Genomic DNA, 13,339 nt, shown 5'->3' with positions numbered 1-13,339 from the left:
AGTCCAGCATGACCCAGATCCGCACGCGCATTGCTTCCAGGATCCGCGACATCGGTTTTCCGGTGCGTCGCCTGTTGCCGGCCTTCGAGGCCCGTTCGGTCGGCCCGTTCGTGTTTCTCGACCATATGGGCCCGGCCGGGTTCGCCCGTACCGGCACTGAGGGCGATGTGCGGCCGCACCCGCATATCGGTCTGGCCACGGTCACCTATCTGTTCTCCGGCGCCTTCATGCATCGCGACAGTCTTGGCACGCTGCAGCGCATCGAACCGGGCGCGATCAACTGGATGACCGCCGGTCGCGGCGTGGTGCATTCGGAGCGCATCCCGGCCGATGTCCGCGCCCGGGGCGAAGCGGTAGAAGGCATCCAGATGTGGGTCGCCCTGCCGCAGGCGCATGAGGACGATGCGCCGGGCTTCTGGCATCACCCGGCCGGGACGTTGCCGACGCTGACTTTGCCCGGCGTGGCACTGCGGGTGCTGGTCGGCGATGCGTTCGGGCTGACATCGCCGGTCAGGACCTATGACCGCACGCTGTTCGTGGCGGCCGAGCTTGAGGCCGACGCGACGTTCACGCTGCCGGCCGGGCACCCGGAACGTGCCGTCTACGTGGTCTCCGGCTGTGCGACGGTCGGCGGCGAACGGGTCGAGGCCGGCACGCTGGTGGTGCTGGAACCCGGCACCGACGTGCCGGTCCGGGCCGACACGGCCGCGCGGCTGATGCTGGTCGGCGGCGATCCGCTCGACGGGCCGCGCTATATGTGGTGGAACTTCGTGTCCAGCTCCAGGGCGCGCATCGAACAGGCGAAGGCCGACTGGAAGGCGGACCGCTTCGAACCGGTGCCGGGCGAGAGCGAATGGATACCGCTGCCGGAAAAATAAGCAGCCATCATGCGCGTTTTAAAACCAATAGAATCAGCGATGTAACGCAGAATGACGGCATAGTCTGTCCACATCGGAAAAGTAGAAACATTAAATTGGATTAATCGCCGGTGGCGGTCGACACTGCAGATCTCCGTCGCCCGACCGTCCTTCCCGCAGCCCCGGACGACGTGCACGGCTTTCGCCGGACAGGCTGCTGTTCCGCCAGCGGTCTGCCCATGTTGCAATCTGAGGCCGTTGCCAAGACGGCCAGGAGATCCTCTGATGGCACGACTACCCCTGACAACCGGTGCCGGCGCACCGGTGGCTGACAACAACAATGTGATGACTGCCGGTCCGCGAGGACCGATGTTGCTGCAGGATGTCTGGTTCCTGGAAAAACTGGCCCATTTCGATCGTGAAGTCATCCCCGAGCGACGCATGCACGCCAAGGGGTCGGCTGCCTACGGCACCTTTACCGTCACCCATGACATCAGCCGCTATACCCGGGCCAGGCTGTTCTCGCAGGTCGGCAAGCAGACCGACCTGTTCGTGCGTTTCTCGACCGTGGCCGGCGAGCGCGGTGCGGCGGATGCCGAGCGCGACATTCGCGGTTTCGCGATGAAGTTCTACACCGAGGAAGGCAACTGGGACCTGGTCGGCAACAACACCCCGGTGTTCTACCTGCGCGATCCGCTGAAGTTCCCCGACCTCAATCATGTGGTCAAGCGCGACCCGCGCACCAATCTGCGCAATGCGACTTTCAAGTGGGATTTCTTCTCGCTGCTGCCGGAATCGCTGCACCAGCTGACGATCGACTTCAGCGACCGCGGCCTGCCGCGTTCGTACCGGCACATGCATGGCTTCGGCAGCCATACCTTCAGCTTCATCAACGCGCAGAACGAGCGCTTCTGGGTCAAGTTCCACTTCAAGACCCAGCAGGGTATCGCCTGTCTGGGCAGCGCCGAGGCCGAGGCGATCATTGCCCGCGACCGTGAAAGCTCGCAGCGCGACCTGTACGACGCGATCGAACGCGGCGACTTTCCGCGCTGGAAACTGTTCGTGCAGATCATGCCGGAGCAGGAAGCGGGCTCGTACCGGATCAATCCGTTCGACCTGACCAAGGTCTGGCCGCATGGCGACTACCCGCTGATCGAGGTCGGCGAGTTCGAACTGAACCGCAACCCGGACAACTACTTCGCCGAAGTCGAGCAGTCGGCATTCAACCCGGGCAATGTCGTGCCGGGCATCGGCTTCTCGCCGGACAAGATGCTGCAGGGCCGGCTGTTCTCGTATGGCGATGCCCACCGCTACCGGCTCGGCGTCAATCACCAGCAGATCCCGGTCAACGCGCCGCGCTGTCCGTTCCATACCTACCACCGCGACGGCGCGATGCGCGTCGATGGCAACAATGGCGACAGGCGCGTCAGCTATGAGCCGAACAGCTTCGACCAATGGCAGGAACAGCCGGACTTCGCCGAACCGCCGTTGACGCTGGAAGGCGCGGCCGACCACTGGAACCATCGCGTCGACGAGGACTACTACTCGCAGCCGGGCGCGCTGTTCCGGCTGCTCGATGCGGCCCAGCAGCAACGGCTGTTCGACAATATCGCTGACGACATGCGCGAGGTGCCGGAAGCGATCCAGCGCCGCCAGATCGCCCATTTCTCCAAAGCCGACCCGGCCTATGGCGCCGGCGTGGCGAAGGCGCTGGGGCTGACGCTGTAACGCTATCCGCCATGCCGGGACCAGAAACCGCCGCGCCTTGCGCGGCGGTTTCTGTCGTCCGGCTGGCCGGACTGATAGGCTGGCGTCTTTAGATCTCGGGGATGGCCGGGTGGAAAGCCTGTACGTTGCGCTGGTGCTGTTCTCGGCCCTGCTGCATGCCAGCTGGAATGCGCTGCTGCACCAGAGTCGGGACAAGCTGTGGCAGACCGGCATGATGGCGGTGCCGTGCGGGCTGGCCGGGCTGGCCGGCGTGCTGCTGCTGCCGGCGCCGGCAGCGGCCAGCTGGCCGTATATCGGTGCGTCGGCGCTGCTGGAGCTCGGTTATTCGCTGGCGCTGATCCGTGCCTACCGCAGCGGCGACTTCGGCCGGGTGTATCCGGTGGCGCGCGGCATGTCGCCGCTGCTGGTCACGCTCGGCGCCTGGGCCTTTGGCGGCGAGCGGCCGGGGCTGGTCGTGGCTGGCGGCATCCTGATGGTGTCGGCCGGCATCGTGTCGCTGGCCTATCGCCGCCGTGGGCTGGCCGCCAGCGGCGGGATGGGCGCGGCGGTGCTGACCGGCTGCTTTATCGCCTCCTATACCGTGGTCGACGGCATCGGCGTGCGGCTGGCCGGCGATCCGTTCGCGTATATCGCCTGGGTCTACCTGCTGTTCAACCTGCCGCTGCTGGCGCTGGTGCTTCGCGCCGGCGGCGATCCGCGCCCGCGTCTGGCCGATCGTCGCGCCGTGCTGACCGGCATGCTCGGCGGCGTGGTGTCGCTGTGTGCGTACGGGCTGGTGATTTCGGCGCTGCGCGTGCTGCCGATGGGCCAGGTGTCGGCGCTGCGCGAACTGAGCAGCCTGTTCGGCGTGCTGCTTGGCTGGCTGTGGCTGGGCGAGAAGCCGACGCCGCTGCGTGTCGCCGCCTGCGTGCTGATGGTGGGCGGGGTGCTGATGTTGCGGATGTAGTTGCCCGCCGGCCCCGGCTCGCGGCACAGTGGGCGATCTTTTCCCGGAGTGATTCACCGATGACATCGAGCCTGGTCAGTGACTACCTGCGGCGCAATGCGCTGGATCTGTCCGTCGACGCGATCGTCGCCAGTATCGGCACCCTGCACGCCGCGCTGGCGGTACCGGTGGCGGTCGACGACGAAGACGCGCTGTACCGTTACCGGGTACCGGAAGTGTCGGCCGATGGCGCCTGTTCGCTGTTCGACCAGCTGGCGGCACAGCCGTACGACCTGGCCGGCGTGCTCGGCGGCCGTGATGCGGCCAGAACCCGCTTGCTGCAACGCCTGAACCGGCTGGTGCAGACCGTCAACGCGCAGGTGGGTGCCGACTGGCTTGGCATCTATCGCCGGCTGCCGGTCGCCGCTGGCGAGGCGCTGGTCAAACTGGCCTGTGTCGGGCTGCCGAGCCGGGCCGAGTTCCCGCTCGACGCGGCATTTGCCGCCCACAGCAACAACAGCACGGTCGGCCTGTCCGGACGGGGCATGGTCATCGATGACGTGGCCATCCATGCGGCCGGCGGCGGCAGCTACTACGTGTGCGATCCGAAGGTGCGCGCCGAAGCCTGCCTGCCGGTGTATGCCGCCGACGGTACGGTGGCCGGCATTATCGACGCCGAGGCGGCGCCGGCCGGTTTCTTTACCCCGGCGCGGCAGGTCGTGCTGGTGGCGCTGTGCGTGCTGCTGTCGGCCGAGTTCGCCTGAACCGCCTCAGCAACAGGCCAGCGAGTCGCCGGTGGCGTGCGCCAGCGGCAGCGCGAACGCGGCCGGTTGCGGGTGGCGGGCGTGGGCGAGCACGCCGCCGACCAGGATGATGGCCGGGCTGGCCAGCCCGGCGTCGAGCGCATCGGTCAGCGTCGCCAGCGAGCCACACCATTGCCGCTCGTCGACGCGGCTGGCGTTCATCACTACGGCGGCCGGCGTGTCGGCCGGCTTGCCGGCGCGGCACAGGGCATCGCGGATGTCGGCCAGCCGGCTCATGCCCATGTAGATCACCAGCGTGGTGCCGCCGGCACACAGCGCCGGCCAGTCCGGGCCACCGTCGTCGGCGGTGTGCGCGGTGACAAATGTCACGCCATGACCGAAATCGCGGTGGGTCAGACCGACGCCGAGCGATTGTGCCGCCGCCATGCCGCTGGTCAGCCCGTTGACGATCTCGACCTCGATGCCGTGCGCGGCCAGATAGGCGAGCTCCTCGCCGCCACGGCCGAACAGGGTCGGGTCGCCGCCCTTGACCCGGGCGACCGAGCGGCCGGCCAGCGCATGGGCCAGCGCGCGTTCGTTGATGTCGGCCTGGCGCATCGAACAGCGCCCGCCGCGCTTGCCGACGTATTCGAGCACGGCGTCGGGACGCGCATGCTGGTGGATCTCCTCGCCGACCAGATCATCGATCAGCCAGACATCGACCTGGCCCAGCACGCGGGCGGCGCGCAGGGTCAGCAGATCGGCGCTGCCGGGGCCGGCGCCGACCAGCCAGACCTTGCCCGGTTGGGTTGCTCTTTCCATGTGCGGACTCCTCAGTGACTGGTTCCCGACGAACGGGTGGTCTTGTTGAATACATTGTATTTGCCGATCGGCTTGTCCATCGGCAAGCGCTTGATCTCGCGGAAAGTCGCCGCATCGTAAACCACCAGCGCGCCATCGCGCTCCATCACGCTGACCAGCGCGTATTTGCCGTCACGGGTGAACTCCACATGCGCGGCCGTACGGCCGGGGCTCGGTGTCACGCTGCCGACCACGGCCAGGCTCTGCTTGTCGATGATCTGCAGGGTATCGCGGCGCGGACTCATCATCGCGTCGGTCCACGCATACGGCGTGCGTTCGTGGCTGCGGATAAAGAACCCCGGGCCATTGGTGGCGATTTCGCCGACCGTCTGCCAGTTCTGCATGTCGATCACGCTGATGCGGCCGTCCTTCAGGTTTGGCGACGCCATCACGTCATGGCCGTCGCGCTGCCAGGTAATGCCGCTGCCGAGGTGCGGCATGCCGCTCAGCGCGAGATCGGCGACCTTGCGGCCGGCGTCGAGGTCGATGACCTGGCCGCGTCCGCTGCGCGAGGCGCCGAGGATGTGGCGGTAGGACTGGTCGAAGAAAAAGTCGTCGAGCACATCGTCGAAGGCGATCCGGCGCGGCGCAAGCTGCGGGGCGGCACCGGCCCGTCCGTTGCGGTACGGTATTTCCCAGACCTCGGCCAGATCCTTCAGCGCCACGATGAAGCTGCCGCGCGGCGCGGCGTCATAGACCGCCGATACCCGCGACGGCGCACCGTCCGTGCCGCGCACCGTCAGGCTGCGGCGCAGTTCCAGCGTTCTGGCGTCGAGCAGGACCAGCGTGTTCGGCAGATAGTTGCCGACCAGCACCCAGCGTCCGTCGTCACTGACCGCCAGATTGCGGGTGTTGAGACCGGCGCGGATCTCGGCCACGGTCTTCAGGTTCCACAGGTCGTACTTGCTGATCCAGCCGTCGCGGCTGGCAAAGTACACATAGCGGCCGTCGCGGCTGTACTTGGGACCGCCATGCAGGGCGAAGCGGCTCTGGAAGCGATGGATCGGCTCCAGCGTGTCACCGTCGAGCACGGTGACGTGATGGCTGCCGGCCTCGACCACCAGGAACAGATTGGCCGGATCGGCGCGGAATTGCGGCCGGTCCGGCAGGCTGCCGGGCCGGACATGGACGATACGCGACGCGCGGATGTCGCTGTCGCGCCAGCGCGGCGGCGACGGCGGATCGCTGCGCAGGAAGGTGGCCAGCGCGTCGATATCGGCCGCCGACAGCGTGGCGGCGAAGCCGGCCATCTGCGTGGCCGGGCGGCCGTCACGGATGGTGGCCAGCAGCTCGGCCGGTTTCAGCCGTTCCAGGCTTTGCGGCAACAGCGCCGGCCCCATGGCGCCGAGGCGGTCGGTGCCGTGACAGCTTGCGCACTGCTGCCGGTACAGGACCGGCGCATCGGGCGGGGCGGCCGTCGCCAGGGTAGCGACGGCCAGCGAACAGCAGGCGAGCAGCAGGCGCAGTGTCATGCCGTCACCCCGCATCGCAGCGGCCGGGTTTCGGCATCGCTCAGGTAACAGCCGGGGTCCTCCGCCCACGGGTTGCCACTGACGGCGAAGGCGCGCACCCGGGTATTGCCATTGCAGATCTCGCGGTGCGCACAGCCCGCGCAGCGGCCCTCCAGCGGTCGCGGCCGCGATTTCAGCCCGTCCATCAGCGGATGGCTGCGGTCGGCCCAGATCTCGCCGAACGGCCGTTCGCGCACATTGCCCAGCCCGACCTGCCACCACATGGTGTCCGGATGGACGTTGCCGAGATTGTCGATATTGGCGACGCCGATGCCGGTGGCGTTGCCGCCCCACTGCAGCAGCCGGGCGCGCAGGTCGTCGACGCGGTGCGGGAAGCGCCGGGCGACCCAGTGCAGCAGGTAGACGCCATCGGCATCGTTGTTGCCGGTCACGAAATCGCCGGCGCGTTCCTGCCGCGCGCGCGACCAGACATGGGCGAACAGCCAGTCCATCGCCTGACGGGTGGCGACGTGGCGGGCATCCTGGCGCTGGTGCTTGCGACCGCGTCCGGCGTAGTTGAAGTGGGACAGGTAGAACTTGTCCAGCCCCTCGTCCTCGGTCAGGGCGACCAGCGCCGGCAGATCGGCGGCATTGGATTCGGTCAGGGTCATGCGCACGCCGACGCGCAGGCCGGCGTCGCGGGCGATGCGGATACCGGCCAGGGCGTCGTCGAAGGCACCGGCACGCTGGCGGAACACGTCGTGCACCGGCTTCAGTCCGTCGAGGCTGACGCCGTAGTAGTCGACGCCGCAATCGGCCAGTTCGCGGGCGATGGCAGGGTCGAGCAGGGTACCGTTGCTGGACACCGACACATGCAGGCCGAGCGCCTTGGCCCGGCGGGCGATAGCGAACAGGTCCGGCCGCAGCAGCGGCTCGCCGCCGGACAGGATCACCGCCGGCACGCCGGCGGCATGCAGCTGGTCGAGGACGGTGAATACCTCGGCCGTGGACAGCTCACCGGCAAAGTCGGTGTCGGCCGAGGTCGAATAGCAGTGCTTGCAGGTCAGGTTGCAGCGGCGGATCAGGTTCCAGATCACCACCGGGCCGCGCGGCCGCCGCGGGGTGGCAATGGGACCGTTGCCGCGCAGTGCTTCCATGAATCGGGACAGACGGAACATGACATTACTCCCCGGTCAGGCGCAGGCCGGTTTTTTTCAGGATTCGGGTCGAATAGAGCACATCGCGTCCATGGCAGGCGGCGCCGAGTACGGCGGCGATGCGGTCGCCGAGGGCCGCCGCTTCGACGCGGTCGTGGGCGTGGACCATGGCGAACAGGTTGTACGGCCAGTCCGGCAGACGGCGCGGGCGCAGGTAGCAGTGGCTGACGAAGGGCAGCCGGGCCACTTCCGCGCCGAGTGCATCGGCCTCTGCGTCGTCGACGTTCCAGACCGTCATGCCATTGGCGAGATAGCCGAGCGCATAGTGGTTCGGTACCGCGGCGATGCGCCGCAGCAGGCCGTCTTCGCGCATGGCTGCCAGCCGGGCGATGATATCGGCCTCGGTGGTGCCGAGCGCGCTGGCGAGGGCAAGGTAGGGTTCCGGCACCAGCGGCAACCCCGACTGCGTGGCGCGTATCAGCGCCCGGTCCAGCGGGTCGAGCATGTCGTTTCCCTTGCGTGGCATTGTGCTGACAGCATAAAAATGACCGGGGGGCAGGCGCCTTAACGCAGATCAATGGCGGCGGTCGGGCCCGGTCCGGATCTCAGGCTTCCAGCCGCAGATGGACGATGAATTCGCGCTGTTTCGGGAACGGCAGCACCGGCACGCCGGCCGCGGCGGCGATCCGGGCCAGGGTATCGTCCAGTGTGCCGGCGAACTCGATGGCAACCACGAACCACAGGTTCAGGTGGTGTTCGCGCGCGTAATTGTGCGCAACTTCCGGGAACGCGTTGATGGCGTCGACAATGGCGTCGAACCGTTCTGCCGGTGCATGACACGCACACAGCACGAAACGGCCGCCGGCACGCTCGATCTGGAACAGCGGGCCGAAGCGGGTCAGCACGCCGCGCGCCAGCAGCGCATCGAGCCGCGCCAGCAGCGTGTCTTCGTCCAGCCCCAGTGCGGCTGCCGCAGCCGCATACGGGCGTGAAACCAGCGGAAAACCGTCCTGCAGCCGGTTGATGATCAGGCGGTCGGTGTCGTCGAGCGGCATCAGGCTGGCGTCGTTGTGTCGCATGGGGACTCCTCGCAGGCATAGCGTGCGCCGCGCTGGCGGTAGCAGGTGGTGCTGGGCAGCACCAACCGGGGATGGGGGGCCAGGCCGGCATGGCGGACCACGCCGGCGATATCGTCCGCCATTGCCTGCCCGGAACGGGCGTGGATCATGGCGAACAGGTTGTACGGCCAGCCGGGCCGGCGCGGTCGCCGGTAGCACAGGTTTACCGCCGGGTGGGCGGCGAGGCGCTTGCCGATGGCGTCGACGTCGGTGTCCGGCACGTCCCAGACGCACATGGCATTGCTGCGGTAGCCGAATTCGCGGTGGCGCAGCACCACGCCGAAACGACGGATCACGCCGCTGTCGCACCAGGTGCGCAGCCGTTCGCCAACCTGCCCGGGACTCAGGCCGGCCATGGCCGCCAGTGCCTCGTACGGCTGCGCCACCAGTGGCAGGCCGCGCTCCAGCGCCGCGATCAGCCGCCAGTCCGCTGCATCAAGCGCCGGTCGCGCCACCGGTGTCCGGGGCGTTCGCTGCCGTTGCGGGCCGTCGAGGGCGAAACCGAGATCAATGTGATATTCGCGCTCCAGCGGCAGGTCGAGCGGCGGGAGACCGGTTGCGACGGCAATATCGTCCAGCGCGGCATCGAGCTGCCCCCGGTCGCGGCCGGTCAGCACGAACCACAGGTTGCAGGCATGACCATGGCGGGCATAGTTGTGGTTGACCAGCGGACAGGCATTGACCCGCGCGGCCATCTCGTCCAGTGCATCGGGCGGCACAGCCAGCGCGGCCAGTGTGCTGGCGCCGATCACGTTCGGCGCGAATACCGCGCCGATGCGGCTGATGCGGCCGGACTGCAGCCCGGCCGCCAGCCGGGCCAGCAGGTCCGCCTCGTCGAGACCACAGGCCGCGGCGGCGACATGATACGGGCGGGACTGCAGCGGAAAATCGCGCTGCAGCGTGTCGAACAGGGCGCGATCATCGGACATGGGCGCTACATGCCGAAGCGGTAGGCGCGCGGGGTGAAGAACACGCCGCTCGGGTTGTCGGCCGGCAGCGAGGCGACCGGGGTCAGCGTGTCGGTACGGTAGACCTCGACCCGGTTGTCGTCGCGGCACGAGAACCAGATTTCCTCGCCCTTCGGCGTGAACTCCATGTGCAGCACGCCCCGGCACGGTTTCAGCGTGCGGACCACGCGCCGGCTCCGGGTGTCGATGACCTGCAGGGTGTCATTGTCGGGGAAGGCGAAATTGACCCAGACCTGGCGGCCATCCGGGCGCGCCATGACGAAGACCGGCTGGCCGGCGACCGCGACGCGGGCATTTTCCTTCCAGCCGTCGCGGGTGTCGGCGACCAGCACTTCATGGCGGCCGATGGCCGGCAGCCAGGCTTCGCCCTGGGCGATGGCCCAGCCGCGCAGGTGCGGCATCTTGTACACCGGCAGCGGCGTTTCTCCCCGGCCATAGCCGGACATGACCTTGCGTACCGCCGGCGGGTCCTGCCACAGATCGACCCGGGCCAGCCCGTCCTCGCCGTACAGGCCGGCCAGATAATGGCGCCCGTCCGGCGTGACCAGTGCATCGTACGGCTGCTTGCCGGCGGCGAGTTTGTCCACTTTCGGGTGCGCGGGGTCGCTGGCGTCGATCAGCCAGATCTCTCCCGACTCGAACAGGCTGGCGGCGAAGCGCTGGCCGGGCAGGTCGACCAGACCGACCACCTTCGAGCGGCGGCCGTCCGCGCCGATGGCCGGGATGTCCGCCAGCGGCTTCAGCGTGGCGGCATCGAACAGGCGGATGCCGCCCGGTTCGTAGTTCTGCGCGGCCACGATGCGGCCATCCTGGCTGATGGCGCCGCCAATGGAATTGCCGGCCTGCACCACGCGATGGGTGATGCGGGCCGACAGCAGATCGATGCGCGTCAGACCGCCATCACGGCCGAACACATACGCATAGCGGGTGTCGCGCGAGAACACTACCGACGCGTGCGACAGGTCGCCCAGCCCGCTGACGGTGGCCAGGCGCTGATGCTGCGTGGTATCGACAATCTGGGCGCGGCCGGTCGCCCGTTCGATGATCAGGCCCAGGTCGCCGGTACCGCGTGCGGCCGGGGCAGTGCTGCAACCGGCCAGTGCGCTCAGGCAGGCCAGCGCAAGCGCGGGAATCAGGGCACGGCGAGAGGATCGCCGCGCTGCAATCGTTCGATCAGCCATACGGCCTCGTCTTCAGTCAGAAACGGTCGCCACGGCGGCATTGCCGTGCCGGGACGCCCGTCAAGCAGCGTGGCCACCAGACCCGACGCCGGCTTGTCCGCCAGGGCGGCAGCGGTCAGCGGCGAGCCGAGCCCGCCCTGGCGCGTCATGCCGTGGCAGGCGCCGCAGTCGTCGCGCAGCCAGTGCGCGAGCTGGCGCTGGCGCTGTGGCGAGGGCGGGTCGGTGGCGAAGGCCGGTGCCGAGACCAGCATGGCGAACAGCGCCATGCCGGCGAGCCGGCACCGGTTTACAGCGACAGGATCCATTTGGCCAGCGTCCTGGCATCGCCTTCGGACACATTGTTGGCCGGCATCGGGATCGGACCCCACTTGCCGCTGCTGCCCTTGATGATCGACTGCACCATCTGGGCTTCCATGTTCTTGCCCTTGTATTTTGTGGCGATGTCCTTGTACGCCGGACCGACCAGTTTCTTGTCGACGGTGTGGCAAGACATGCAGTTCTTGCTCTTGGCCAGGGCTTCGTTGGCCTGGGCGGCGCCGCTGACGAGCAGGGCGCCGAAGGCGAAAGCGGTCACGATAAGGTTGTGCATGGTGGAACTCCGGTTGGCGGACAAAAACAGGCGGGCAGGGAAGGGCTCCCTGCCCGCCATCGGATCAATACACGTCGTGCTGGGTATTGTGGACGTTGAATTTGCCGGTCGGCGTGATCAGCTTCGGATCCTTGATCACGGCCTTCAGCTTGCGGGTCTTGTCATCGACCACGACCAGTGCGGACTCCTGGTCCTTGGTGCCCCAGACCGAGAACCACACTTCGTCGCCGGCCTGGTTGTACTCGGCCTGCACCACGCGCTTGGCGCCGGCGCCCTTCAACTGGGCCCACTCGACGATCGGCAGTACTTCATAGCCGCTCTGCAGCTTGCTGATATCGAACACGGCCACCGACTGGTTCAGCTTCGCGTCCGGGTTCAGCGGAGTGTCGACCCACAGGTTCTTCGACTTCGGATTGGTCTTGATGAACAGCGAACCGCCACCCTGGCCCTTCAGCGTCTCGACCACCTTCCAGGCACTGGCCTTGTGCTTGACCGGATCGGTACCGATCAGGCTGATCGTGTCGTCGCCGAGATGGCTGGTGGCCCAGACCGGACCGAATTTCGGATGGACGAAGTTCGCGCCGCGACCCGGGTGCGGCGTCTTGCCGACGTCGACCAGTGCGGCCAGCTTGTCTTCCTTGGTATCGACCACGGCGACCTTGTTCGACGCGTTGGCGGCAACCAGGAAGTAGCGGCCGGTGGAGTCGAAACCGCCGTCATGCAGGAACTTGGCCGAGTCGATGGTGGTGGTTTTCAGGTTCTTCAGGTCGGTGTAGTCGACCATCATGATCTTGCCGGTTTCCTTGGCATTGACCACGAACTCGGGGCGGTAGTGGCTGGCGGCGATGGAGGCCACGCGCGGCTCGGGGTGATATTCGCCATCGACCGTCATCCCGCGGGTCGACACGATCTTCAGCGGCTTCAGCGTGCTGCCTTCCATGATGACGTACTGCGGCGGCCAGTAGGTGCCGGCGATCGCGTACTTGTCTTCGTAGCCCTTGAACTTGGAGGTTTCGACCGAGCGCGCTTCCAGGCCGACCTTGACTTCCGCAACCCGGTCAGGCACCGGCATCCACAGGTCGATCAGGTCGATCTTGGCGTCGCGGCCGATCACGAACAGGTAGCGTCCCGAGGCCGACATGCGCGAAATGTGGACGGCGTAGCCGGTCTTGATGATGTTGATGATCTTCTTGCTGTCGCCGTCGATCAGCGCAACCTCACCCGCGTCGCGCAGGGTGACCGAGAACAGGTTGTCGAGGTTCAGCTTGTTCATCTTCCGGGTCGGACGCTTGCTGACCGGAACGAGTTCCTTGTAGCTCTTCTCCATGTCCGCCAGCGAGTACTCCGGCGGTGTCGGCGGTTCCTGCTGGACGTAGCGCGCCATCAGGTCGACTTCCTCGTCGGTGAAGTCGCCGGACGTGCCCCAGTTCGGCATGCCGGCCGGGCTGCCGTACTTGATGAAGGTCTTCAGATACTCGCTGCCGCGCTCCAGGGTGATGTCCGGTGTCAGCGGCTTGCCGGTAGCGCCCTTGCGCAGCACGCCGTGACAGCCGGCGCAGCGTTCGAAATAGATCTGCCTGGCCTTGGTGAATTCGGCCTCGGTCATCTTCGGCGCTTTGGGATTGGCATTCTTGTGCAGGCCGTCGTCGGCGGCGTAAGCCTGCCCGACCATCAGTGGCAGCAGCGCCAGCGCCGGGAGAATCCAGCGGGGGAACCGTCTCGCTTTCATGGTTCTTCTTTCTGTTGCAGGTTGGAGAAAGA

Annotated in this window: 14 protein-coding genes; 4 read left to right on the top strand and 10 right to left on the bottom strand. The window is 67.3% G+C overall.

Features of this window, described 5'->3' with window-relative positions; translation table 11 throughout:
- The first annotated feature begins 8 nt into the window (after positions 1-8).
- The 4 genes from ACYVG8_RS03605 to ACYVG8_RS03590 all read left to right on the top strand — a co-directional run bounded on the left by ACYVG8_RS03605 (position 9) and on the right by ACYVG8_RS03590 (position 4,274).
- Positions 9-878 carry a pirin family protein gene (locus ACYVG8_RS03605; protein ID WP_107889093.1) on the top strand — a complete coding sequence of 290 codons (870 nt, stop codon included), beginning with the start codon at positions 9-11 and terminating at the stop codon, positions 876-878.
- 264 nt (positions 879-1,142) lie between these two features.
- Positions 1,143-2,585, top strand: coding sequence for a catalase KatA (gene katA, locus ACYVG8_RS03600; protein WP_028499216.1), 1,443 nt, complete (start codon positions 1,143-1,145; stop codon positions 2,583-2,585).
- Between the two features lie 109 nt (positions 2,586-2,694).
- Positions 2,695-3,531 (top strand): DMT family transporter, encoded by an 837-nt coding sequence (locus ACYVG8_RS03595; RefSeq protein ID WP_028499217.1) that lies wholly within the window; start codon positions 2,695-2,697, stop codon positions 3,529-3,531.
- Positions 3,532-3,590: 59 nt separating this feature from the next.
- Complete coding sequence (locus ACYVG8_RS03590) at positions 3,591-4,274, top strand: GAF domain-containing protein (RefSeq protein ID WP_460745031.1); 684 nt, start codon at positions 3,591-3,593, stop codon at positions 4,272-4,274.
- Between the two features lie 6 nt (positions 4,275-4,280).
- Here ACYVG8_RS03590 and cobA read toward each other — a convergent pair whose 3' ends face one another.
- The 10 genes from cobA to ACYVG8_RS03540 form a co-directional block, all read right to left on the bottom strand.
- Positions 4,281-5,075 carry a uroporphyrinogen-III C-methyltransferase gene (gene cobA, locus ACYVG8_RS03585; protein WP_084300051.1) on the bottom strand — a complete coding sequence of 265 codons (795 nt, stop codon included), beginning with the start codon at positions 5,073-5,075 and terminating at the stop codon, positions 4,281-4,283.
- 11 nt (positions 5,076-5,086) lie between these two features.
- The gene (locus ACYVG8_RS03580; RefSeq protein ID WP_460745030.1) at positions 5,087-6,586 is read right to left on the bottom strand and encodes a cytochrome D1 domain-containing protein; all 1,500 of its coding nucleotides are present in this window, start codon (positions 6,584-6,586) and stop codon (positions 5,087-5,089) included.
- Complete coding sequence (gene nirJ / locus ACYVG8_RS03575) at positions 6,583-7,743, bottom strand: heme d1 biosynthesis radical SAM protein NirJ (RefSeq protein WP_460745029.1); 1,161 nt, start codon at positions 7,741-7,743, stop codon at positions 6,583-6,585. The genes ACYVG8_RS03580 and nirJ overlap by 4 nt, the downstream gene beginning before the upstream one ends.
- Before the next feature lie 4 nt (positions 7,744-7,747).
- A complete protein-coding gene (gene ahbB, locus ACYVG8_RS03570; protein WP_107889097.1) occupies positions 7,748-8,227 on the bottom strand; it encodes a siroheme decarboxylase subunit beta in 480 nt (159 codons plus the stop codon).
- A gap of 100 nt (positions 8,228-8,327) precedes the next feature.
- Entirely contained in the window at positions 8,328-8,801 is a 474-nt protein-coding gene (locus ACYVG8_RS03565) for an AsnC family transcriptional regulator (protein WP_199489881.1), read from the bottom strand.
- Positions 8,777-9,769: a siroheme decarboxylase subunit beta gene (ahbB, locus tag ACYVG8_RS03560; protein ID WP_460745028.1), complete on the bottom strand. Its 993-nt coding sequence runs from the start codon at positions 9,767-9,769 to the stop codon at positions 8,777-8,779. Before ahbB (ACYVG8_RS03560) ends, ACYVG8_RS03565 begins: the two co-directional genes overlap by 25 nt.
- Before the next feature lie 5 nt (positions 9,770-9,774).
- On the bottom strand, positions 9,775-10,989 hold the full coding sequence (locus tag ACYVG8_RS03555) for a cytochrome D1 domain-containing protein (protein WP_107889098.1): 1,215 nt from the start codon (positions 10,987-10,989) through the stop codon (positions 9,775-9,777).
- On the bottom strand, positions 10,941-11,294 hold the full coding sequence (locus ACYVG8_RS03550) for a c-type cytochrome (RefSeq protein WP_028499225.1): 354 nt from the start codon (positions 11,292-11,294) through the stop codon (positions 10,941-10,943). The genes ACYVG8_RS03555 and ACYVG8_RS03550 overlap by 49 nt, the downstream gene beginning before the upstream one ends.
- Positions 11,276-11,578, bottom strand: coding sequence for a c-type cytochrome (locus ACYVG8_RS03545; RefSeq protein ID WP_028499226.1), 303 nt, complete (start codon positions 11,576-11,578; stop codon positions 11,276-11,278). Before ACYVG8_RS03545 ends, ACYVG8_RS03550 begins: the two co-directional genes overlap by 19 nt.
- Positions 11,579-11,642: 64 nt before the next feature.
- Positions 11,643-13,250, bottom strand: a complete 1,608-nt coding sequence (locus ACYVG8_RS03540) for a cytochrome D1 domain-containing protein (protein ID WP_460745049.1) — start codon at positions 13,248-13,250, stop codon at positions 11,643-11,645.
- Positions 13,251-13,339 lie beyond the last annotated feature (89 nt).

Source organism: Microvirgula curvata, from assembly GCF_054781615.1.
Note: the sequence above shows the minus strand (reverse complement) of the source record. Positions and strands in the feature narration are given on the sequence as shown.

Coding starts and splice junctions, on each gene's coding strand:
- ACYVG8_RS03605 (WP_107889093.1), top strand. CDS start 9: ATGACCCAGATCCGCACGCGCATTGCTTCCAGGATCCGCGACATCGGT.
- katA (WP_028499216.1), top strand. CDS start 1,143: ATGGCACGACTACCCCTGACAACCGGTGCCGGCGCACCGGTGGCTGAC.
- ACYVG8_RS03590 (WP_460745031.1), top strand. CDS start 3,591: ATGACATCGAGCCTGGTCAGTGACTACCTGCGGCGCAATGCGCTGGAT.
- cobA (WP_084300051.1), bottom strand. CDS start 5,075: ATGGAAAGAGCAACCCAACCGGGCAAGGTCTGGCTGGTCGGCGCCGGC.
- ACYVG8_RS03580 (WP_460745030.1), bottom strand. CDS start 6,586: ATGACACTGCGCCTGCTGCTCGCCTGCTGTTCGCTGGCCGTCGCTACC.
- nirJ (WP_460745029.1), bottom strand. CDS start 7,743: ATGTTCCGTCTGTCCCGATTCATGGAAGCACTGCGCGGCAACGGTCCC.
- ahbB (WP_107889097.1), bottom strand. CDS start 8,227: ATGCTCGACCCGCTGGACCGGGCGCTGATACGCGCCACGCAGTCGGGG.
- ACYVG8_RS03565 (WP_199489881.1), bottom strand. CDS start 8,801: ATGCGACACAACGACGCCAGCCTGATGCCGCTCGACGACACCGACCGC.
- ahbB (WP_460745028.1), bottom strand. CDS start 9,769: ATGTCCGATGATCGCGCCCTGTTCGACACGCTGCAGCGCGATTTTCCG.
- ACYVG8_RS03555 (WP_107889098.1), bottom strand. CDS start 10,989: ATGGCTGATCGAACGATTGCAGCGCGGCGATCCTCTCGCCGTGCCCTG.
- ACYVG8_RS03550 (WP_028499225.1), bottom strand. CDS start 11,294: ATGGATCCTGTCGCTGTAAACCGGTGCCGGCTCGCCGGCATGGCGCTG.
- ACYVG8_RS03545 (WP_028499226.1), bottom strand. CDS start 11,578: ATGCACAACCTTATCGTGACCGCTTTCGCCTTCGGCGCCCTGCTCGTC.
- ACYVG8_RS03540 (WP_460745049.1), bottom strand. CDS start 13,250: ATGGTCGGGCAGGCTTACGCCGCCGACGACGGCCTGCACAAGAATGCC.